The organism is Neobacillus niacini, assembly GCF_031456445.1.
Lineage (GTDB): Bacteria > Bacillota > Bacilli > Bacillales > Cytobacillaceae > Neobacillus > Neobacillus niacini_I.
The window spans coordinates 1-22773 of sequence record NZ_JAVDUQ010000036.1 but is presented as its reverse complement, the minus strand read 5'-3'; the positions used below and the strand labels follow the sequence as shown (position 1 = coordinate 22773).

Annotated in this window: 16 protein-coding genes, 1 riboswitch and 1 other annotated feature; of the genes, 7 read left to right on the top strand and 9 right to left on the bottom strand. The window is 38.0% G+C overall.

The features are described 5' to 3' along the window. The first annotated feature begins 331 nt into the window (after positions 1 to 331). The 6 genes from J2Y67_RS22535 (at position 332) to J2Y67_RS22510 (ending at position 4178) form a co-directional block, all read left to right on the top strand. Positions 332 to 499, top strand: coding sequence for a hypothetical protein (locus tag J2Y67_RS22535; RefSeq protein ID WP_310177654.1), 168 nt, complete (start codon positions 332 to 334; stop codon positions 497 to 499). A 454-nt stretch (positions 500 to 953) separates the two neighbouring features. After that, entirely contained in the window at positions 954 to 1442 is a 489-nt protein-coding gene (locus J2Y67_RS22530) for a CBO0543 family protein (RefSeq protein WP_310177653.1), read from the top strand. A gap of 11 nt (positions 1443 to 1453) precedes the next feature. Further along, positions 1454 to 1939, top strand: coding sequence for a hypothetical protein (locus J2Y67_RS22525; protein WP_310177651.1), 486 nt, complete (start codon positions 1454 to 1456; stop codon positions 1937 to 1939). A 249-nt stretch (positions 1940 to 2188) separates the two neighbouring features. Beyond that, positions 2189 to 3151, top strand: coding sequence for a glycosyltransferase family 2 protein (locus tag J2Y67_RS22520; protein ID WP_310177649.1), 963 nt, complete (start codon positions 2189 to 2191; stop codon positions 3149 to 3151). Then, positions 3151 to 3552, top strand: coding sequence for a GtrA family protein (locus J2Y67_RS22515; protein WP_310177647.1), 402 nt, complete (start codon positions 3151 to 3153; stop codon positions 3550 to 3552). Before J2Y67_RS22520 ends, J2Y67_RS22515 begins: the two co-directional genes overlap by 1 nt. Before the next feature lie 434 nt (positions 3553 to 3986). Continuing rightward, positions 3987 to 4178 (top strand): aspartyl-phosphate phosphatase Spo0E family protein, encoded by a 192-nt coding sequence (locus J2Y67_RS22510; RefSeq protein WP_310177646.1) that lies wholly within the window; start codon positions 3987 to 3989, stop codon positions 4176 to 4178. Positions 4179 to 4305: 127 nt separating this feature from the next. On the opposite strand, the gene pyc is transcribed toward J2Y67_RS22510, so the two are convergent. The 9 genes from pyc to J2Y67_RS22465 form a co-directional block, all read right to left on the bottom strand. Beyond that, positions 4306 to 7755, bottom strand: coding sequence for a pyruvate carboxylase (pyc, locus tag J2Y67_RS22505; protein ID WP_310177644.1), 3450 nt, complete (start codon positions 7753 to 7755; stop codon positions 4306 to 4308). Between the two features lie 327 nt (positions 7756 to 8082). Beyond that, positions 8083 to 8952 carry a MurR/RpiR family transcriptional regulator gene (locus J2Y67_RS22500; RefSeq protein ID WP_310177643.1) on the bottom strand — a complete coding sequence of 290 codons (870 nt, stop codon included), beginning with the start codon at positions 8950 to 8952 and terminating at the stop codon, positions 8083 to 8085. 164 nt (positions 8953 to 9116) lie between these two features. Beyond that, positions 9117 to 9623, bottom strand: a complete 507-nt coding sequence (locus tag J2Y67_RS22495; RefSeq protein ID WP_310177641.1) for a prolyl-tRNA synthetase associated domain-containing protein — start codon at positions 9621 to 9623, stop codon at positions 9117 to 9119. Continuing rightward, positions 9589 to 10515 (bottom strand): DMT family transporter, encoded by a 927-nt coding sequence (locus J2Y67_RS22490; RefSeq protein WP_310177639.1) that lies wholly within the window; start codon positions 10513 to 10515, stop codon positions 9589 to 9591. Before J2Y67_RS22490 ends, J2Y67_RS22495 begins: the two co-directional genes overlap by 35 nt. 150 nt (positions 10516 to 10665) lie before the next feature. Next, positions 10666 to 12039 (bottom strand): MFS transporter, encoded by a 1374-nt coding sequence (locus tag J2Y67_RS22485; RefSeq protein WP_310177638.1) that lies wholly within the window; start codon positions 12037 to 12039, stop codon positions 10666 to 10668. 81 nt (positions 12040 to 12120) lie between these two features. Beyond that, entirely contained in the window at positions 12121 to 13515 is a 1395-nt protein-coding gene (locus J2Y67_RS22480; protein WP_310177637.1) for a protoporphyrinogen/coproporphyrinogen oxidase, read from the bottom strand. Between the two features lie 47 nt (positions 13516 to 13562). Further along, positions 13563 to 14465 carry a 4-hydroxy-tetrahydrodipicolinate synthase gene (gene dapA / locus J2Y67_RS22475; RefSeq protein WP_310177636.1) on the bottom strand — a complete coding sequence of 301 codons (903 nt, stop codon included), beginning with the start codon at positions 14463 to 14465 and terminating at the stop codon, positions 13563 to 13565. A 205-nt stretch (positions 14466 to 14670) separates the two neighbouring features. Then, complete coding sequence (locus tag J2Y67_RS22470; RefSeq protein ID WP_310177635.1) at positions 14671 to 16164, bottom strand: aldehyde dehydrogenase family protein; 1494 nt, start codon at positions 16162 to 16164, stop codon at positions 14671 to 14673. A 272-nt stretch (positions 16165 to 16436) separates the two neighbouring features. Continuing rightward, positions 16437 to 18224, bottom strand: a complete 1788-nt coding sequence (locus J2Y67_RS22465; protein WP_310177634.1) for a PAS domain S-box protein — start codon at positions 18222 to 18224, stop codon at positions 16437 to 16439. 546 nt (positions 18225 to 18770) lie between these two features. Beyond that, positions 18771 to 18859, top strand: a riboswitch (cyclic di-GMP riboswitch). Positions 18860 to 19127: 268 nt separating this feature from the next. Beyond that, positions 19128 to 19368 (top strand) — a binding site (T-box leader). A 51-nt stretch (positions 19369 to 19419) separates the two neighbouring features. On the opposite strand from J2Y67_RS22465, the gene ileS reads away from it, so the two are divergent. Further along, complete coding sequence (gene ileS, locus J2Y67_RS22460; RefSeq protein ID WP_310177633.1) at positions 19420 to 22515, top strand: isoleucine--tRNA ligase; 3096 nt, start codon at positions 19420 to 19422, stop codon at positions 22513 to 22515. Positions 22516 to 22773 lie beyond the last annotated feature (258 nt).

The window sequence follows — 22773 nt, the reverse complement described above, 5'->3', positions numbered from 1 at the left end:
AATTATTGGCTTCGAAACAACAGCAATGTGAGATTCAATGGAAACTCCCACCCTAAAAGTTGGACAATGAGGATTGAACTCTGTATATACAGGGCTCAATCCTTTTTCTTTTGCTTTTTTTGAGCTGTTTTTCGTAAATATGGTTGTTTTTAACTGGGTATTTACGCTAAGAAAGGCTTCTGTAAATGAAAAATTGCAAATTTTTAGCGCATTGAAATCTTTTTTTACAAATCTAGCCCTTTTATCCGCGAATTGAAAGGGTTTATTTGCAAATTGAAAGGGTTTATTTGCGAATTAAAGGGTTTTATTTGCGAATGGGAGGGGTTGCAAATTGCATGGGCTAAATCCTATTCTCTATATACTCGTAACGCTACACGGTTTATGGAGTGGTACGGACTTTCAGGGAACGATTTTGGCAGCTGTGAATATCGCCCCCATCATCCTCTTCGGGGGACTACTTTTTTTCAGTAAGAAAAAGCTTGCAGCTGTAAATGGATAAAAAAAGGGTTTACATTCTAACGGGTTCCGTTATGAGGTGCAAACATTATATTTAGCAGTACAATCGGAGGATAAAATCGCAAAGGTTTTATCCTCTTCGTCTTTGTGGAATTAACACCTTTATTAGCATACTTCTAACAGGAAAACAATAGCTGTTGTCAAGACTTCCGTTTCGATACTAAAACAAATAACAATATTAAAAAAAAGGAAAAATACAGATGGATTGAAAATTATTGAAAAGGCAACATTATCATTATGGATTTTATTTTTTCTAAACTGGAACCAATAAAATTCTAAACCGAAAGAAAAGTTAATCGGAAATTATAGGTTGTAAAACTTCTATCTACTCTTCCTACCTCTAAAAAATTGGAGACTAGACGGATTCATTACATAAACAGTTAAAAAATTCATTTAAGCGGTAAACAACCATTACAGAATTGAGAGGATGTTAAAAAGTGGAGAGAAAGTTGTTAAACCTACTATTATCCCTATGTATCGCATCTTTGCCATTTTTATTTAAAGGTACAAAAATGAGAGAAAATCTCGTCATTTTTTTCTCAAAAGGGGTACTAGCAACTCTTATTGATGCTTACGTTGTTGGAACAAAAAAAATTGAATATCCAGTTCGTCCTATTCCAAAAATTTTTAAAACAAATATTATTTATGACATGTTATTTTTCCCCCTTTTAAGTGTTATATGGGCTAAGATCTCATACAACGATAAATTTTTAAAAATATTACTTAAAAGTTTAATTTTTAGTGTTCCTATGAGTATTGGTCAATGGTTTATGGAAAAGAACACCAGATTATTTAAATGGAATAAATGGTCACCCTTCCATACATTTGCCAGTGTTAGCTTTACTTTATTTACGATTAGAGGGTTAGTTGGTTTATTAAAAATAGTGGATAGGTTTAAAGGTAAGCAAAATATAACCGAAAATTAAAGGTTGATTGTATGAAGAAAACATATAAGTTAGAAGCTGTACTCTGGAGTATCGCTTTTCCAGGCTTCGGTCAACTGTTAAATGGTCACCTAATTAAAGGGATATTGTTTATCGTTTTGGAATTCATTATTAATGTTAATAGTTTATTTAACCAGGCTATTATGCTTAGTTTTCTTGGAAAAATAAACGAAGCAGCAAACGTGGTGGATCACCAATGGCTTATGTTTTACCCTTGTGTTTATATGTATGCCATGTATGATGCTTATAAATTTGCAGAAGGAGAAAATCCCCGGTTATCGTTTGTCCCATTTGCTTTTGGAGCCTATTTTGTCACTATTGGTCTTATGTACTCACCAAATGAAATTTTCGGCATATTTTTTGGGCCAATTTGGCTTCCGATGATGTCTCTTTTTCCTGGATTAGGAGTTGGATTTATCATTCGTCATATTTTATTAAAAATAACTAGTAAACCTAATTATAGTCAGAGATCTTCCTAAAAGGACAAGTGCTGGCTACCTATTGCGAAAATTCGATCTAAAGGTAATTTTACATATTACATTATCTAGAAAAAGCCGACCCTTAAGTCGGTTTTTTTCTTTCTATTGTCATTTCCCTCTAATCGGAACCTGTTATGCGACATCTCCCCTAATTTCAGGAAACCTTCAGCTTATCTTAAAGCTGATTTCAGGTTGCTGGCCCATAATGAATCCATAATCAATGAGATGTTTAATGAAGGAGTGACAGAAATGAGTCAACCTGTTCAATATTCAATTGTCGTGCCAGTTTACAACGAAGAAGCAGTCATTCACGAAACCTACCGTCGATTAACTGAAGTGATGAGATCGACGGGAGAATCTTATGAGCTTCTCTTTGTGAACGACGGCAGCCGCGATCAAACAGCCGACATCATAAAAGAATTCAGCGAAAGAGACCCCGCTGTTATTTTACTGGATTTTTCACGAAATTTCGGCCACCAAATTGCCATCACGGCAGGAATGGATTATTCAAAAGGGCGGGCCGTTGTCGTAATTGATGCCGACCTGCAGGACCCGCCCGAACTTATTTTGGAGATGATTGAAAAATGGAAACAAGGATACGATGTGGTGTATGCCAAACGGACGAAGCGTAAAGGAGAAACACTTTTTAAAAAATACACCGCTAAGCTGTTTTACCGCTTTTTACATTCGATGACGGATATTGATATTCCGCTGGATACCGGAGATTTTCGTTTATTGGACCGTAAAGTATGTGATCAAATGAATAACCTGCAAGAAAAAAATCGATTCGTACGCGGGTTAGTGAGCTGGGTTGGCTTTAAACAAATCGCCGTTGAGTATGAACGGGACGAGCGTTTAGCCGGTGAATCCAAATACCCGCTCAAAAAAATGTTGAAATTGTCGATGGATGGCATTACATCTTTTTCCTATAAACCATTAAAATTAGCAAGCTATGCTGGCGGAGTGTTATCCCTTATTGGATTTTTCTATTTGTTCGTCGTCCTTTATTTAAAAATATTTACCAACACTACCATCACGGGTTGGTCCTCTATTATTGTGATTCAGTTGCTTTTTAATGGGTTTATTTTATTTATTCTCGGAATCACGGGCGAATATATTGGCCGAATCTATGACGAATCGAAACACCGCCCACTCTATATCGTTCAAGATATCTATCAGAAGGAATCAGAAAAGAAAATGATGTACCGATGATGAGGAAATGGCTGTCATTCATCAAATTTGCCCTTGTGGGTGTCGTCAACACCTCAATTGATTTTATCGTCTATGCCATCTTGACTTGGTTCAACGTGAACTACATCCTGGCTCAATGTATTTCCTACAGTGCCGGGGTTTTAAACAGCTATATCATGAATCGGAAATGGACATTTGAACAAAAAGGAAAAGGAAGGAAGCGTGAATTCATCACGTTTATTGGAGTGAATCTGATTACCTTGGTGATGACTTCATGTTTATTAACTCTGTTTTATAAGCATTTGGGGCTTTCATTATGGATTAGTAAGTTACTCGTCACAGCCGTATGCATGGGTCTGAATTATATCGGAACAAAAAAACTTGTATTTACTAAATGGAAGGAAAGAAGGACTAGTCTATGAAAATTAAAAAAGCACTGACCCTCACCCATCCATTTATAAATGGAGGGGGTTCCACCTTTAAATAACTCGGGCACTTCCTTCAAAAAATTTTAAACGAATGAAAAAAATCTCTTCGGCTTCAAGTTGAGGAGATTTTTTATATAGGAAAAAGGAAGAGCTGGATGAACAATTGGAATACGGCCCCTTCAGCCGAGTGGATGCTGACCTCGCATTCCACGATACACATCCGGTACAATAGTCCCGTATCGTTCATCTCCCTTTCCATTATTGGATTGGTGAAATAAATAGGAAATAACCTCTCCTCTTTCCTCTACTAGCCTACTTGTCTCTTTTTGACAATTTTTGTCGAATCTATTCTAATACGAGACATTTTCCCTATAATAGTCTTTGTGCGCCTTTTTATAAATAATACTTACTAGGAGTATTCACCTATCATGAATAATGAATTGTTTGAATTATTACTGTTAAACCAAATAGACGTATTGAAAGAGAAAATGGTTAATCTCGCCAATAGCACTGGTATGAATAGCTATGAAACTTTAAGATGCAGCCAAGAGTTAGATCACTTACTAAATCTTCATATGAAGCATAATTCTAATAAAAATATATTAAGAGATATTTCTTGAATGAAAAATATTTAGCCAGGAGGCTCCTGGCTGTTCTGCTTGAAACAATACGAACAAAAAGCTGGAGAAAAACGAAACGTCTTTCACCAGCTTCTTTATTTTAGGGACTTTTTCCACACCCCATTATTTAATTCGATAATTCAATCAACAAATCACCAGGCTCAATGATATCGCCATTATTGATATAAATCTCTTTAATCGTACCACTAAATGGAGCCTGAACGGTTGTCTCCATTTTCATGGCCTCTGTGATCATAAGATGATCCCCTTTTGATACCGTTTGTCCTTTTTCCACAAGAAGCTTCAAGACGGTGCCCGGCATGGTTGCTCCGATATGGCTTGGATTACCGGGAGCGGCCTTCAATCTTGCTTGAACTGTCGTTTTAATATTCTCGTCTTTAATCAGAACTTCACGCGTCTGACCATTTAATTCAAAATAGAGAACCCGCGTTCCGTCTGCTTTCGCCTCACTAATGGAAACGAGTTTAACAATAAGGGTTTTCCCTTTTTCAATCTCTACCTCAATTTGCTCTCCTAGACGCATTCCGTATAAGAAGGTTGGTGTATCAAGAACGGAAATATCTCCATATTTCTCGACGGTTTGATGGTATTCCTTGAACACTTTTGGATATAAGGCATAGGCCATCACATCATGGCTTGTCACAGGACGATTTAATAACCCATACAGCGTCTCTTTAATTTCCTGAAAATCCACTGGCTCTAATAGTTCTCCAGGACGAACAGTGATTGGTTCTTTTCCTTTTAAAATAATACGTTGCAGCTCTTTAGGAAATCCTCCATGAGGCTGGCCAAGGTAGCCTTCAAATAATTCAATCACCGAGTCCGGAAAATCAAGTATTTCACCGCGCTCAAAAATATCTTCTTCTGTCAAATTATTTTGTACCATATAAAGAGCCATATCTCCAACCACTTTTGACGATGGGGTTACTTTGACAATATCGCCAAACAATTGGTTCACACGGGAATACATCTCTTTTACCTGATCCCATTTGTCCCCGAGTCCTACTGCTTTTGCTTGTTGCTGCAGATTACTATACTGGCCGCCCGGCATTTCGTGAACATATACTTCGGTATGAGGAGCATTCATGCCGCTCTCAAAATCAGTATAATATTTGCGAACATCTTCCCAATAGTGAGAAATTTGCTCCAATCCCTGGATGTCCATCTTTGGTCTCCGGTTATGCCCTTCTAATGCATAATGGAGAGAATTTGCACTTGGCTGTGAGGTTAATCCAGCCATGGAGCTTGCCGCAACATCCACAATATCAACACCTGCTTCAATGGCCTTTGCATACATAAATAGGCCATTGCCGCTTGTATCGTGGGTGTGTAAATGGATCGGAATGTCAACCGTTTCCTTTAAAGCGGAAATCAAGTCATAGGCTGCTTGCGGTTTTAACAACCCAGCCATATCCTTAATTCCTAAAATATGCGCGCCTGATTGTTCCAGCTCTTTTGCCAGATTTTTATAATAATGTAAATCATATTTTCTTCTGGACGGATCCAAAATATCTCCCGTATAGCACATGGCTGCCTCGGCAATTTTTCCATTATCCCTTACAGAATCAATCGCCAGCTCCATCCCTTTTACCCAATTGAGACTGTCAAAAATACGGAAGACATCAATTCCAGCCTCAGCAGACTTTTTAACAAATTCCTTGATCACATTGTCTGGATAATTCTTATAACCGACCGCATTGGATGCACGAAGAAGCATTTGGAACAGCGTATTCGGCATGGCTTGCCGCAGCTTTAATAAACGGTCCCATGGATTCTCTTTTAAAAAGCGGTAGGACACATCAAATGTTGCGCCGCCCCACATTTCAACAGAAAATAAATGAGGAAGTAAACGGGCAGTCGGCTCAGCAATGTGCATCAAGTCATTTGTACGCACACGAGTGGCTAACAAGGATTGATGGGCATCACGGAAAGTGGTATCGGTCAATAATACTTCCTGTTGTTCTTTAATCCAATTTACGACACCCTCCGGACCCTTTTCATCCAGAATTTGTTTGGTTCCGTTTGGAATTGGTTCTAATGGATGAATCTTCGGTACTCTTGGTTTTTCAAATAGAGGCTTGTCCTTTTTAGCCACTCCCGGAAATCCATTTACCGTAACGTTTCCAATATAGGTGAGCATTTTCGTCCCGCGGTCTTTGGAAGTAGGGAAAACAAATAGCTCCGGTGTGGAATCGATAAAGGATGTATTATATTCCCCTTTTAGGAATTTCTCGTGTTTTACTACTTTTTCAAGGAACGGAATATTCGTCCTGATGCCGCGGATCCTGAACTCTTTTAAGTTTCGAACCATTTTCGCCGCAGCCTGATCAAAGGTTAAAGCCCATGTTGTTACTTTTACAAGAAGGGAATCATAATAAGGGGTAATGACGGATCCCTGGAATCCGTTCCCTGCATCCAAACGTACCCCGAACCCTCCACCTGAACGGTAGGCCATAATTCTTCCTGTATCCGGCATAAAATTATTCAACGGATCTTCTGTTGTAACCCGTGATTGAATCGCAAAACCGTGCACCTGGATCTCTTCTTGCTTTGGAATTCCCACTTCATGACTATGAAGAGAATAACCGTCCGCAATTAAGATTTGGGACTGAACAATATCAATACCGGTAATCATTTCTGTGATCGTATGTTCAACCTGTACCCGCGGGTTTACTTCAATAAAAAAGAATTCATCATCCGTAACGAGGAACTCTACGGTTCCGGCATTTAGATAGGAAACGTTTTTCATTAAATGAACCGCCGCTTCACAAATAGACTGGCGCAAGTTTTCAGGCACGGAAAGGCTTGGTGCTACTTCCACGACTTTTTGGTGGCGGCGTTGCACGGAACAATCACGTTCATATAAATGGACGATGTTTCCATCATGGTCACCTAAAATCTGTACCTCAATATGTTTAGGATTTTCCACAAACTTTTCAATATAGACCTCATCGTTTCCGAATGCCGCTTTTGCTTCCGATTTTGCGCGGTCATATGATTCTTCTAAACTGTCTTCACCTCGTACAATCCGCATTCCACGGCCGCCTCCGCCAAGAGCTGCCTTAATCATGAGCGGATATCCATGTTTTTGCCCAAAGGTTTTCGCTTCTTCGAGGCTTTCAATCGGTCCATCAGTTCCAGGAATAACGGGAATATTGGCCTGAATCGCTTGGTGGCGGGCCTTCACTTTATCCCCGAACATCTCTAAATGTCTTGATTTTGGTCCAATAAAAATAATCCCTTCATCCTCGCAACGTTTTGCAAATTCGAGATTTTCTGACAAAAATCCATAGCCTGGATGGATGGCGTCCACTTCATGGGCCTTTGCAATTTCGATAATTCCTTCGATGTCGAGGTAAGCTTCAATTGGCTTTTTTCCTTCTCCCACTAGATAGGCTTCATCTGCTTTATACCGATGGAAAGAGCCGCTATCCTCTTTTGAGTAAATGGCAACGGTTCGAATGTCTAACTCGGTACATGCACGGAAGATACGAATCGCAATTTCTCCGCGGTTTGCAACTAGAATTTTTCTAATTTTTCTGGTTGTTAAACTCAAAAATTATCAATCCTTTCCCATATAAAAAGAATATATAAACAAAAGTTGAATGAGTATGGCTGTTTCTGGTTGTACCTATTGTAACATACTTGATTGTGAAAATTTATACATATTTCACATTAATCAGTTATTTTTTTGTTAGGTAAATAGAGGGATTTGTTAATAATTAGTTATGCCGGTTCGTATTTTTATGTATACAACTTAATAGTTAAGAGTGCGAGGTACCTTTCACCAAGGAAGATACCTCGCACTTTTTTATTTTCTCTGTCAGAAGGTATACCCAAAGATTATCGCCTTATTAAAAAGCATGTCCGTTGTTCTTTAGTTTTAATAAAAAAAGATTTCATTCTTTTCTCTAAGTGTTTTTTCAAGTCTTTTCAACTTTTTAATCGATTCTTCTGATGACCGTTTACCAATTTCAATTACCAATGCCTCGATCAACGCAATAGTAGGTACGACTGAAAATTGTTCTTTACTCACTTCTACTTTCAGCGTTGCAAACGCATATGAAATAATTGGACAGGAGATATAGTCTGTTATCAATATAATTTTATTGCCTAGCTCATGGGCTAGCTTAACGGCTTCGATAATTCGATTCGTGTAGGGTTCGAAGGCAAAAACCACTAAAATTTCATCCTTTTCAAATTGTAAAATCCGATCATAAATTACTTCCGTATCATTGCTTAATTGTCTTATTTTAGAATAGAATTCTCCAAGCAATTGTTCAAAATATAATGCAGTTGCTTTGTACGGTCGAGTACCTAAAATATTGATATAACTTGCTTTTTCAATGATACCAATTACAATTTCGAAATTTTCCATTAATTGAGAGTCTAATGATTTGTTTAATAAATGAACGGATTCTTTCCAGACTTGTACTAAAGTTGGAGCTTTCCCTCCTTCTTTTTGAATTTCTGTAATAGACTTCTTCAATGTCCAAACTGAGTCGGTGGGAAGCGATTCATCGTAGATATCTTTTCGTAGGTCATTAAAATTCTCATACCCTAAGGCATTTATCGTACGCATCACAGTTGAAATTCCAACTTTGGCGTTATCAGAAAGCTCTTTAACTGTTATCAATCCTATTGACTGAAAATTTTTTAGAATATAATCGCATAATTGTCTTTGTTTTTTCGGTAAAGAGTCTTTAATATCAACTATTTTATTAATGGTTGTTTTTGGATTATCTAAACTCATTTAAATCCCCTTTTCACCTTTGATTATCCGTCAAAATGGACCCTCTTTACGTCCATTATATCTCATATTCGAGAAAATGACCCAATTCAAAAAGGACGCCTTCTAAATGGCGTCCGTTCGTATTGTAATCATTTGATTTCATCACTTTATCATCATGTTCAAAATTATGACGACGAAATTTTTATGATGGAAACAGGATTATGGATCGAATCAAGGTATCTTCTAAAGTCTTGGACTGAAAGGTTGACTGTCGCTGTGTTTACATTTGGATGAAAGTTAATGGTGTCTTTATCAAGTAAATCATCGTCAACTACAACCTGCACATGGTTATCCGTATCATTTATTAATCCGAAAGCGCCGACTGCTCCAGGGTAAACGCTTAAATATTTATTCAGTCTTTCCGGAGAACCAAAGCTCAACGGAGTGCTTTCAATAAGCTTCGATAAACTTTTCAAATCTACCCCCTTATCTTCTGATACAATCACTAAAAAATGTTTATCTCCCTTTCGATTTCTTAAAAATAAATTTTTAGTATGTGCTCCGGGAATCGTGATTTCCAAATTACGTATTTCTTCGACGGTGAAAACAGGTACATGCTCATACTCTTTAAAGGATATGTTTAGTTGTTCTAAAACATCATATACACTTTTTTCCTCCTCTAACAATGTCATGTTGTGCTTTCCTCCTTCCACTTGCGACAAGAATGGCTGAATACAAAACCAATGCGATCCCTAACACCTGCCACCCCCTTAGGTGTTCTCCAAGAAAAAATACTCCAGTTAATACTGCAACGATTGGTTCAATCGTTGCTAAAATGGAAGCCTTACTAGCTTCTAAATGTTTTAGTCCTGAAGTATACAAAACAAAAGCTGCAACCGTTGAAACTAACGCTAACAATACTGCAGACATCCATACATCTACATGTTTAAATTGATCAGTCTTTCTTATGATGTCACTTGTCAATAACATGAAAATACTCGTATAAAGAAATGTGTACGTTGTAATGGTCAAGGCAGAATACCGTTTGGTTACAGGTTTACTGAAAATACTGAACAAAGCATAACAAAATCCAGATAGAATTCCCATTAACAAGGTTTTCATCGGTATCCCTTCTTGGCCGAAGGGCAGTATACCTACAACAAATGCACAACCCGTAATAGCAAGAGCAAGTGCAAAGCCTTTACGAATGGTCAAGGGCTCCTTAAAAAAGAACCGAGATAGGATCGTTACAAACAGTGGACCTGTATATAAAAGGGTTACGGCAAGAGATAAACTCGATTGAGAAAAAACTTCAAAATAAAAAAAATTAAAGAAGGCGATACTAAAAATTCCCGCACCAGCGAAAAAAATATGATCTTTTAATCTGGTACGTAACTGATCACGATAAAACGCTGCCATAATTATAATTAAGATAACAAAGGTAAAAATACCCCGAATAGCAACTACATCCCACGCCGTGAAGCCGTGAGCATACAATGGAGCAATAAATAAACCAATAAGTCCCCAACATACCGCACCGGCAATTGTAAGGATGTAAACTCTTAGACTCGACCGTTTTTCCATATTCCTTCACCTCATCTTTAAATGTAGCATCGTTGGCCCCCTTTCCACAAGGCATGGCAAAATTTTTAAAAAAAGGGAATGACGCCGATTAATCACTTTTCCACTAACCGGGTCAAATCCCCCTAGAATTCAATTCGACAAAGATTCTATTTAACCGTTTTTCCTCGCTGCGATGCTTTCCGTCCTTAGTGCAGCTCCTTTGTTTATAGAACTGGATTCTATTAAACTCATATTTTTTGTTTCAGGAGCCATGAATAAAGAGAGTAAGAATCCAATGAAAAACAACGCCCCACAAATATACAATGTTACTGACAATCCATAATTCGTCAAAATGACCGGGAAGAGAAATGTACCAACGGAAGAAGCAGCACGGCTTACGCCTGTGGAAAAGCCCACTGCCGTACCCCGAATATGGGTTGGGAAAAGCTCATTCGGATAAATCCATTCATGCATTCCCATCGCATTATTAAAAATTCCATAGATAATAAAGAGAACCAGGATGAAAATAAATGACATATTCGATCCTGAGAATGCTCCCAATATGAATAAAGAGATGGAAGATATAAAAAATGGCCAAATAAGTGTCGGCCTTCTTCCCCATTTTTCAACCAAATAAAGAAAAGGGACCAAGCCTACAAGATAGAACATATTCATGATCGCGGATCCTAGGAATTCCTTCGTTCCATTAGCAAAACCAAATTGTGCAAGGATCTCAGGGGTATAGGTTCCGATTCCAAAAGTGGGTATGACTTGAAGGGACCAGAAAACCGACACGAAAATGGTCCATTTCCCATTACCATTTCGAAATATATCGAGAAAAGTAGTTTTCACCTTAGTCTCTGGTTCAGCCGACATAACGACATGATCCCCGAATATTTTCTGAATAATAGCGTTTGCTTCTTTTTCCCTGCCATTGTTGGCAAGCCAACGAGGGGATTCTGGCATATTTAAACGTGCGATAAGCAAAAGAAGTACTGGGATAGCACTGCTTGAAAGCATCCATCTCCAACTTGTGTCACCGATGGACAGCATAAAGTATCCGACCAAAAAAGAACTGGCGTAACCGATATACCAAAGTGAATTAATTCCTCCAAGCAAGGCACCACGATTTTTTTTCGGTGAAAATTCCGCCATCAAGGCTCCTGCAATCGGGTAATCTGCCCCTACTGCAATACCTAAAATAAATCGTAAAATAACCAATTGTATAGGATCGTTGATAAAAAACTGAAGGATTGACACAACAAGCATGACAAGCATATCGATGAGAAACATCTTCTTCCGGCCAATAAGGTCTGTAAGATAGCCTCCTATTATTCCACCAAAGAACATTCCCGCAAGAGTAGCCGTTCCAAGCAGACCCACCATGGTTACGGACATATCGAATTGTTTCTGCATGACATAAAGGGCTACGGCAATAATTCCGATAATATACCCATCGAGGAATGCACTCCCACTGGAATAGGTAAACATTTTATAATGGAATCCACTTAAAGGCATTTCTTCCATCGTGCGGACTTTACTCATGAAATTCCTCCTGTTATTGAAATAATTTTTTATTTCAAGTCATCCGTTCTGAAAAGTGTAAAGTAAACGCTTGCATTTTTGTCATTGATCCCCAGACACAGCCTTAAATTTCTTTTCTTTTTGAGATTCATGAAGCCTGAATTCCAGTAAGCTATTAATATTTTGTGCTGCAGTGAATCCTGTCTGAATGGCTGTTTCAGTATATTTAGAGCCTAAATAATCACCTGCTAAGAACAATCGACCCGCAGATTTTGTTAAAATTGGCTGTAGTTCTGCACGACCTGGGAAAATATAAGCGGATCCGAATGGAAATTTCATGACGTGAGCCTCCACTACATGATTACTAAATCCAGGAAAAATTTCATTTAAATCCTTCAATTTCATTTGAATAATTTCATCATCCGATTTATCCATTAGCCGACGTCCACTTTCCCCCGGTGAAAAGGTCATAAAGCTACTTCCTTGTTTCCTCTCCGTTTCCCAAGAACGGACTAGATTCGATTGATGAAGAATAATGTCAAATGATCGTTTAGGCGTAGCAAACGAATATACATTATCCCAAACTTGAGGTCCTGTTTCATTTGTTAAAAATGCTGCACTAACATGTGGACCATATTGAACCTGACCAAGAGCGTTTGTGATTTCTGGGTCAATGTTTCTCGCTATTTTTTTTGTAATGGTGGCAGGAGTCGCGAGTACTGCATAACGTGCTTCCACCACATGTTTCACGCCATCTTGAGTATAGGTTACGACAACACGGTCTTCTTTCTGAAGAACTTCTGAAACGTTTGCATTTAGTTGAACCCGTTCGCCTAATGTTGTTGCAATCGTGTTCGTAAGCGTTGATGGTCCCCCAACAATATTTCTCCCTAACCCATCATCTTTGTTCCATACAGTGTGGAAATATCCTACACCTGATCCTGCAGTCATGGTCTCAGGACTACCAGTCGAACGGCTAACGGTAGGTCTAAAGATGGCATCTGCATCTGGTGGTAATTTACCAGTAAATTCGGCAAAAGTTCGATCATCCATAAATTCTAAAATTCGCTGTTGCTGAACTCTATAGTCCTCTCCCGGACGTTTTTTTGCCATTTTGCCATACCTGATAACGGCTGCCCGCACTTTAGCACCTGCACGTATCATAGCAAATCTAGATTTCCACGACATAGGGGCCCTAAATGGATACAGTTCAACCGGACCATCTAAAAGCAACTTCCCATTCAAAGACATGGCTGTTAAAATTCCAGGTACAGGTAATGCCGTGATTCCTACGGATTTAAATAATTCGTCTGTAGCTGAACCAGGTCCAGCATATAGATGTCCGCCCCAATTTAACCAATAATCTCCTCGGCGTTCAGACCGTACACGCCCACCAATACGATCATCGGATTCTAAAAGTAAAATATCATGGTGTTTAAGCTGCCAGGCAGCAGACAAACCAGCAAGTCCACCGCCTATGATAATTACATCTTTCATTGGATTTCCTCCTATCTCGTGTGTATTTATCATTCACTCAGGTTCAATTAATGTTGTTTCACTCTTAATTCCCCTAATTCATTTAATATGGTTTCAATCTTTGATTTGAACTGTTCGGAAGCAGGCACTAGTGGCAATCTGCTTGGTCCTCCTGAAAATCCCAGCACTTCCAAGCCTGCCTTTAATGTTCCTGGAATCGTTTCTTCTTCAATCGCATTATATAAATCTAGCAGTTCCTGATTTAATTTCGTCGCTTCTTTCAAGTTGTTTTCATTTACGATTAAATCATATAGTTTTGCTATTTTTTTCGGAGCCAAGTTATGGACTACTCCAACAGCACCATGTCCCCCTAATGCTAATGTCGGTAAGATTAAATGCTCAAATCCAGTAAGTACCGCGAAGTTTGGATTGTCTTTTGTCAATGCAATGAGTTTAGAAGTATGGATTCCATCAGCAGTATTTTTAATACCGACAATTCCATCAATTTGACTTATTTCATAGATTAGTTCTGGATCAAGTTCAACGCCCGTAGCATCTGGATAATGATAGATAACAATTCCGATGCTAGAGTTTTCTGCTACTGCCTTGTAATGATCAATAATTCCTTGTCTACTCGTTGTCATATAATAAGGATTAATGACCAAGGCACAATCTGCACCAGCTTCAGCTGCGTACCCCGTAAGTTCAATGGTATCTTCTGTTCGATGACATCCTGTACCCGCCATAACAGGGATTCTACCGTTTGATGTTTCACACACAAATTTAATGACTGCTTTTCGTTCTTCCATGCTCATGAGCGAGTATTCTCCCGTACTTCCTCCCACTAAAAGACAGTGCATTCCTCCATCTATTAAATGTTCAATTAGCTGTTCAATCCCCTTATAGTCGATACTGTTATCCTCTTTCATCGGTGTCGGTAAAGCTGGAATCATTCCAAAAGGTTTAAACATATTTATCCTCCTCAAAAATGTGAATTAAAATGGAATTTCTACAAACAACTTAATAAAAAGATTCGCTATTTTCTGAAATATTTAATTAAGCAATATTCTGAATTATCTTTCAAATAGATAGTATCAGGAAAACGAATTATTGTAAATCATTTTTTTAAAAAGGGAATATTTATTTTCATATTGCATGATTATAAAATTTTCCGGTCTACTTTTGTTTAATATTCACATATACACTTTTCACTTCCGTGTAGTTCTCTAAGCCATACTCTCCGCCCATTTCACGTCCGATACCAGATTGTTTGTATCCGCCGAATGGCATTGTTTCCCACTCTAGACCAACGTCATTAAGCCAAACTGTCCCCGCTTGTAGTTTACGAGCAATATAATGGCCAGTTTTTATATTTTCCGTCCAAACACTCGCTGCCAAACCATAATCGCTGTCATTTGCTCTTTTAATGACTTCTTCAACCGTATCAAAAACGAAAACCGACATGACTGGACCAAAGATTTCTTCACGTGCAATCGTCATGTCATCTTTTACATCCGCAAAAATCGTTGGTTCAACAAAATAGCCTTTATCAAATGTTTTTTCTCCTCCAGCAACAAGACGTGCACCTTCTCTTATTCCTTGCTTGATGTAGCCAAGGACCGTTTGCTGCTGTTTTGCTGAGACGAGTGGGCCCATATCTGTTTCCGGATCCATTCCTGGGCCCAGTTTTAACCTGTTTACACGTTCTGCCAATACTTTTACTACCTGATCGTAATGTTTACGATGAACGTAGATGCGTGTACAAGCACTGCAGTTTTGTCCATGGTTATACATCGTACCATGTAATGCCCCTTCAATGGCTTCTTCCAGGTTGGCGTCCTCGAGGATAATGGCAGGTGATTTACCACCTAGTTCGAGCGTGACTCCTTTGATTTGATCTGCAGCTTTCTTCATGACTTCTTTTCCGACACCTGTTGATCCAGTGAACGACACTTTGTCCACCATCCTATGGGTGATAATGGCTTCACCAGCAACGCGACCGGAGCCAGGGGTGATGTTCACAACGCCGTCTGGAAAACCAGCTTCTTTGAACAGTTTTGCTATATAAAGGAGAGAAAGCGGTGTTTCACTTGCTGGTTTAATCACAACCGTACATCCAACAGCGAGAGCCGATCCCAGCTTCCAAGCAGCCATCAAAAGAGGAAAGTTCCATGGAATAATTTGGCCTACAACGCCGACAGGTTCATGCACCGTATAGTTCACATATTCCGGTGATACTTGTGTCGTTTTTCCTTGAATCTTCGTTGCAAAACCCGAATAATATCTGAAATGTTGGATGGATCCATCAACATCATCTGTTAATGCAACTTTATAGGGCTTACCGTTATCAAGAGCCTCGAGTTGGGCAAGCTCTTCACGGTTTTCTTCCAAAAGGTCTGCGAATTTATAAAGAAGATGCGAACGTGTAGCCGCTTCCATTTCCGGCCATTCACCTTCATCAAATGCTTTTCTTGCAGCCCGGACGGCAAGATCAATATCTTCCGTTTGTGCTTCGCTGACTTGTGCAATGACTTCTTCAGTAGCAGGGTTCAGACAATCGAATGTTTTCCCGTTAACCGCTGGTACGTATTCCCCATTAATATAAAGACCTATAAATCCTTCCAAGAATTCTTTTACTTTTGGTTTTAATTGGTAATCAGTTGCTTGCACTTTCTACACCTCTCCTTTTTTAGTTTTAATATTTTCTGTTTCGAAAGTATAAATAACCAAATTTTTTGAATTATTTATTTAAATAAATACTACCAGCAATTTGATTGATTGTAAATCATTTTTTAAGAAAGGGAATATTTTAGTTCATTTATTAAAATTTATGAATTACACAAATGGCGTTTCATTGCCCGCATGAACTACATTTACATCTAAAAGGGAAAACAAATAAAAAAAGACAATCAAAATAATAGACATTTTGATTGTCTTTTCCTTTACATTCCATTTATAGGCAATATCACTTCAATGTTCGTACCGCTTTCGGTATTCCAAAAATGTAAATTCCCTTTATGATTCTCGATAATTTGTTTAGAAATCATTAATCCTAAGCCTGTACCCTTTTCCTTTGTACTAATAAAGGGCTCACCAATCCTTTTGATAATATGGGGTGGGATCCCTTCACCCGTGTCTTTAAACAATAACCTAATTTTTTTCGTACAGCACTCTTCAACAGTAATCGTGATGTTTCCACCATTCGGCATCGCTTCAATACTATTTTTCAATATATTAATAAATACCTGTTTTAACTGATTTTCATCACAAATAATCGTATCCACTTTTGATTGGAATACAATTTCAACTTCAATATTTTTCATAATCGCTTGAGTATCGATCAGTGACTTTACATGTTCAAGTAATTGCTTTAAGTTGTTTTCTTTCACTTTCATATCTTGTGGTTTGGCAAGGGTCAATAGTTCAGATAAAATAAGTTCAATTCTATTAATTTCTGAACCAATAATCTTAAAATAACTTTGATTATAATTCTCTTCAGAATCCATTAGTTGAAGAAATCCTTTGATAGCTGTTAATGGATTACGAACTTCGTGTGCAATACCAGCGGCAAGCTGCCCGGCTACGGATAGCTTTTCTGAATTCAAAAGAAGCTCTTGTGTTCGTTTTCTCTCCGCGATATCTCGAACAATTAAATGTACAGCTGTTTCATTTTGAAAAATCGTTGGGATTCCCGTTACTTCTGCTTCCAACACATTCCCATCTAATCTATGAAACTTTCGCTCTGAAAATTCCACTGTCATGCCATTACTAATATCCTTCATCCGTTTATGAACCATCTCAACATATTCCGGAAATAGAAAATCGAACACGGATTTTCCAATTAGTTCTTCCTTTTCCGAAGCCCCAAAAAGCTTAATACCTGTGTCATTCATATATACAATCTTACTATCTTTGGCTATGATTACGGCATCAGGCGATTGTTCTACTAGGTTCCTATATCTTTCTTCGCGAATATTCAACTTATCTTCAGCCAGTTTCCTCTGTGTGATATCCCTAACCACACTAATAACTTCTTTTACACATTGAGTTTTAGGGTCTATTATCGGCTTACATTTTGCTTCGATCCAAATAAAACTGCCATCTTTTTTATTTAACCGATACTCACCTGAGTCATTTTGTTTTCCATTTATCGTGGATTGATAATATTGGGATACTCTCAGTTGGTCCTCTTTATGGATTAAATCAAAAAGGATAGTCCCAATTAATTCTTCTTGGGACAGTCCAAGAATAGGTTCACAAGCAGGAGTAGCATACAGGAGCTTCCCTTCTAAATCGGTTCGAATAATGATATCAAGGCTATTCTCAATAAGTAAGCGGTGAATTTCAGTCTCATTCCTATGTATCTCATTCTTTTGTTTTATAGCTGTTATATCCTTAACCACTCCATAAATTCCCAAGATTTCATTATTGGCAATGATGGGAGCATAGGTAATATTGATATCAATCTTTTGGCCATTTTTATGGATGATTTTACAGTCAAAATGATTAAAATGCCCCTGAATAGCATTATTAAACGTGTTATATACTTTCTCCAAATCTTCAATGGGAGTAAGGGTTTGAAGTTTCATTTCCATGAGTTCATTAGAAGAATATCCAAGAATTCTTTCGCAAGATTCATTTAGTTGGACAAAATAACCATTTAAATCCAATATCATAATAGCTTCTAAATTAAAATCATATATGGTTCGATACGCACTATGACTATCCATTAAATATCTTTCTAATAAAAATCTTCTTTTTTTAAAAAGTGAAATAGAACTTTCCATTTAACTCATTTCAGTTCCTTTCCAAAATAGTTTTAGTGCTTTTTCATTCATACCGTCATTTTTTACACAGAATTTCCACAAATCACAATATGTAGTAGATTGTCAAGTATAAGTATACTATATACAACCTTCGAATGAAGTGGTAGTTTGTTCCTATTCATTAAATTTTAATCGAATAATGGACAAAGAAATGACACAAACGGCATGCTTCCTATCGAATAACGAGGTAAAATACACGTCAACCATACACCTGATCCTCTACAAACTGACAAGTTCCGATACTTATTTTTTCAATCAAACGTTTGATTAGAAGCCGAGTAATCCCTTCTAAAATATAGATTTCTTAATAGAAAGATGCAAGAATGTTGTCGTAATATCGGTTCATTGTCACTACGGTACATTTTTATCATAAACTTCAATAATCTTAGTATGAAAGAACTATTGTTAAATAGATAATTTATCCTATAATGATGTTATATTCCATAAATCGTACGACAATGGCAAAACCATTGAAAAATGGTGACGCAAAACTTTAGGGGCTAAAGTCATGCTCATGACCATGCCAGCCAGTTTCCGAATACGGGCCTTACGATTTATGATAAATCAAAAGGGGAGAAAGTTTTTGGGAATCAAGAGGATCATTTCAACAATCAAAATTGAGTGGCATACAGGAAGGAGAAACTACTTTGAATTATTGCAGCACTCCTGTCTTGATAATATGTTAAGAAGAAAATTTCAAAAAAAAATAAACTACCATAATTTAAAATTAAATGACCTTTCTTAAATCGTAAAGAATTGTTTGACAATTCACTATCCCCTTGTTACAATAAATTCCAATAAAAGCACACAAATTCGTTGATGAGAAAAAGTAGCGTTTCGTCTTGATCCACAGAGAGCTGACACTTTGGTGCAAGTCAGTGTTCGAGTGTTGCGTGAATATCCTCTCTGAGAAGTTAGGCTGAACCATTTAAGTAAGCCTAAACGGAAATCCACCGTTAAAAGGAACACGTATGATTGTACGTTGCTAAGTGCTACTCGAGCGAATCAGTAGAATTAGGGTGGTATCACGGTTAACCCCGTCCCTTACTTGGGATGGGGTTTTTGTGTGCTTTTAAAATTATTTATAGGAGTGATTTATATGAACTCTAATGAAAGTAAAAAAACCGTTGTCCACCGTGAAGAACAAATACGAAATTATTGGGGTGAAAATAATACCTTTATAAAATCGGTTCAATTGAGAAACGGTAAAAAACCGTTTGTCTTTTTCGAGGGTCCCCCAACGGCAAATGGATTACCACATGTCGGTCATGCCTTTGGAAGAACGATTAAAGATGTGGTCGCACGGTACAAAACCATGCAAGGCTTCCTCGTTGAAAGAAAGGCCGGATGGGATACACATGGGCTTCCAGTGGAACTTGGTGTAGAAAAACAGCTGGGTATTTCAGGTAAACAAGAGATCGAACGATATGGTATTGAGCCCTTTATCAAAAAATGTAAAGAGAGTGTATTCACATACGAGCAAAAATGGCGTTCATTTACAGAAGAATTAGGTTATTGGGTAGATATGGATCATCCCTATATGACCTTAACGAATGATTACATTGAAAGTGTTTGGAATATTTTAAGTAAAGTTCACAAAGATGGGCTGTTGTATAAAGGGCACCGAGTATCTCCCTATTGCCCTAGTTGTCAAACCACTTTAAGCTCTCACGAAGTGGCACAAGGCTACAAAGATGTAAAAGATTTATCGGCGACGGTTAAATTTAAACGTCTCGATGCCAACAATGAATACTTCTTAGGTTGGACAACGACACCCTGGACATTACCTGCCAACGTAGCACTCGCCATAAACCCAGAATTAACTTATGTGCGTGTAAAAAAAGAGAATGAAGTGTACGTTGTTGCTAAGTCATTAGTCGAAAAAGTACTTGGTAATTCTGTAACCGTGCTAAGTGAACATAGTGGTCGTGATTTTGAGGCAATCGCTTATACCCCACCCTTCAATTATGTAGAAGTTGAAAAAGGACACCATGTAGTCTTAGCGGATTACGTCACTGAACAAAACGGAACTGGAATCGTTCATATTGCCCCTGCTTATGGAGAGGATGACTACAAAACCGTTCAGCAGAATGGTTTATCCTTTATCAATGTTGTTGATCAAAAAGGATGTTACACATCAGAAATTACAGGACTCTCAGGCAGGTTTGTGAAGGACTGTGACCTAGATATTATAAAAATGCTTTCTGATAACGGCACGCTTTTTCATAAGGAAAAATATGAGCACAGCTACCCTCATTGTTGGAGATGCGATTCTCCTCTACTTTACTACGCAACGGATAGCTGGTTCATTAAGATGTCGGCTTTAAAGGATAAGATGCTTGTTAGCAATGCAGCAGTTAACTGGTATCCTGAGCATATCAAACATGGTCGCTTCGGAAACTTCCTTGAAGACCTTCTAGATTGGAATATAAGCAGGAATCGCTATTGGGGTACACCATTAAACGTTTGGGTATGTTTTAATTGTCGTCATGAAGAAGCACCAGGCAGTATCGAAGAACTACAAAAATTAGCTAGAACGTTGATACCCTCTACTATCGAATTGCATAAACCATATATAGATGAAGTCCAGCTCACTTGTCCGCAATGTCAAAGTGTTATGCAACGAACATCTGAAGTTATTGATGTTTGGTTTGACAGTGGTTCCATGCCATTTGCACAGTATCATTATCCATTTGGAGATAAAGAAAAATTCAAGTCACAATTCCCTGCAGATGTTGTCATCGAGGGTATTGATCAAACAAGAGGGTTTTTTTACAGTTTGCTTGCGGTGTCAACACTTTACACTGGAATGGCACCTTATAAAAACGTTTTGTCACTCGGACATGTACTTGATGAACATGGTCAAAAAATGTCTAAAAGTAAAGGCAATGCATTAGATCCTGCCCGGCTTATAAGGGAATTTGGTGCTGATGCCCTCCGCTTCGCTTTCTTAGTTGATAGTTCACCTTGGAATCCTAAACGCTTTTCAAAAAAAATAGTGCAGGATGCTAAATCAAAGTTAATCGACACTCTAGATAATACATGTAAGTTTTATTCCATGTATGCAAAAATAGATGGCTTCGTATATGACAGAAATCAAACTGGAAAGAGAACAACCCTAGATGAGTGGATCCTTTCACGGCTTCACAGTACAATCAAAAAAGTTGAGAATTACATGGAGCATTTTCAGTTTACCCAGGCAACCCGTGTACTGGCTGCACTGGTGGATGAATTAAGTAACTGGTATGTGCGACGGTCGAGAAATCGTTTTTGGGCTAATGGGCTTTCGGAAGATAAACAGGCTGCATATTCTACACTCTTTGAAGTGCTTAGTACAATCAGCCTTCTTTTGGCTCCGTTTGTACCGTATATAGCTGAAGATATTCATTTAAAGCTCCATAGACAGAGTGTCCATCTGCAAGACTATCCCAAATATGATGATTCAATGATTAATGAAGACTTAGAACGAGATATGGAAACAGTCCTGAAAATTGTTGAACTTGGTCGCAGTATTCGGAATGCTCACAACTTAAAGGTTAAGCAGCCTTTGAATCAAATTGTTGTTTGGAGTAATGAAGGAGAGCGTTATTTAAGCCGTTATTCCAATATTATTAAAGATGAGCTAAATCTAAAGAATGTTATCTTCACAGAAGATTTATCACGTTATGAATCAACTATTGTTAAGTTGAATTTTAAAACGGCTGGTGCCGCATTCGGTAAGTTGGTAAACGCAGTAAAAGAATTTGTAGACCATATTCCTGAAAACTTAACAAAGGCCTTATTAGAAAATGGCCAACTACAAATAGTCGTTAATACCCAAACGATAACATTAAAGAAGGAACATATAAATGTCGAGTACCAAGTTCAATCTGGATACGATATGGCTGGAGATCAACAATTGAAGGTGATAATAGATTTAAAACTTACTCCTCAGTTAGTGAACGAAGGCCAAGTTAGAGAATTAATTAGAGCCATACAGGACACCCGTAAAAAACTTGATTTACCAGTTGAGAAATATGTGGGGATTACTATTTCTGCAACTGATTTTAGTAAAGAGATCATTCAGCATTTTGAGGACCTCATTAAGGATAACGTACTTGTTAACCAATTAAGGTTTAGAACACTAGACAATACCGATAAACACTTAGAAGTAAAATTTGGGGATGAGATATTAAAGGTCTCATTAGAATACTAGTTTAACAAATAAGCACTACCAGGAATTGAATTTATAATCTTTGGCAGTGCTTTTTTTAAAATTCTGCTTGTAGCGACCCCACCTTTTGTACCTAAATGCTCAAACCCAGCTTGGCATAATCCACGTTAGTGGAACAAGAAAAAGGGCTGCAGCGACCCTTTTGTTCATACAGATAGGTAAGGGTTTGAAGTTATCGCTCCCTTTTCCCCCCGTCCACACCGTACAAGCGACTTTCACCGCATACGGCGTTCCAACTAT

What these genes read in the sequence shown, in the direction of transcription:
- J2Y67_RS22525 (WP_310177651.1), top strand. Translation starts at nt 1,454, where the DNA reads ATGAAGAAAACATATAAGTTAGAAGCTGTACTCTGGAGTATCGCTTTT.
- J2Y67_RS22520 (WP_310177649.1), top strand. Translation starts at nt 2,189, where the DNA reads ATGAGTCAACCTGTTCAATATTCAATTGTCGTGCCAGTTTACAACGAA.
- J2Y67_RS22515 (WP_310177647.1), top strand. Translation starts at nt 3,151, where the DNA reads ATGAGGAAATGGCTGTCATTCATCAAATTTGCCCTTGTGGGTGTCGTC.
- J2Y67_RS22510 (WP_310177646.1), top strand. Translation starts at nt 3,987, where the DNA reads ATGAATAATGAATTGTTTGAATTATTACTGTTAAACCAAATAGACGTA.
- J2Y67_RS22500 (WP_310177643.1), bottom strand. Translation starts at nt 8,952, where the DNA reads ATGAGTTTAGATAATCCAAAAACAACCATTAATAAAATAGTTGATATT.
- J2Y67_RS22495 (WP_310177641.1), bottom strand. Translation starts at nt 9,623, where the DNA reads ATGACATTGTTAGAGGAGGAAAAAAGTGTATATGATGTTTTAGAACAA.
- J2Y67_RS22490 (WP_310177639.1), bottom strand. Translation starts at nt 10,515, where the DNA reads ATGGAAAAACGGTCGAGTCTAAGAGTTTACATCCTTACAATTGCCGGT.
- J2Y67_RS22485 (WP_310177638.1), bottom strand. Translation starts at nt 12,039, where the DNA reads ATGAGTAAAGTCCGCACGATGGAAGAAATGCCTTTAAGTGGATTCCAT.
- J2Y67_RS22480 (WP_310177637.1), bottom strand. Translation starts at nt 13,515, where the DNA reads ATGAAAGATGTAATTATCATAGGCGGTGGACTTGCTGGTTTGTCTGCT.
- dapA (WP_310177636.1), bottom strand. Translation starts at nt 14,465, where the DNA reads ATGTTTAAACCTTTTGGAATGATTCCAGCTTTACCGACACCGATGAAA.
- J2Y67_RS22465 (WP_310177634.1), bottom strand. Translation starts at nt 18,224, where the DNA reads ATGGATAGTCATAGTGCGTATCGAACCATATATGATTTTAATTTAGAA.
- ileS (WP_310177633.1), top strand. Translation starts at nt 19,420, where the DNA reads ATGAACTCTAATGAAAGTAAAAAAACCGTTGTCCACCGTGAAGAACAA.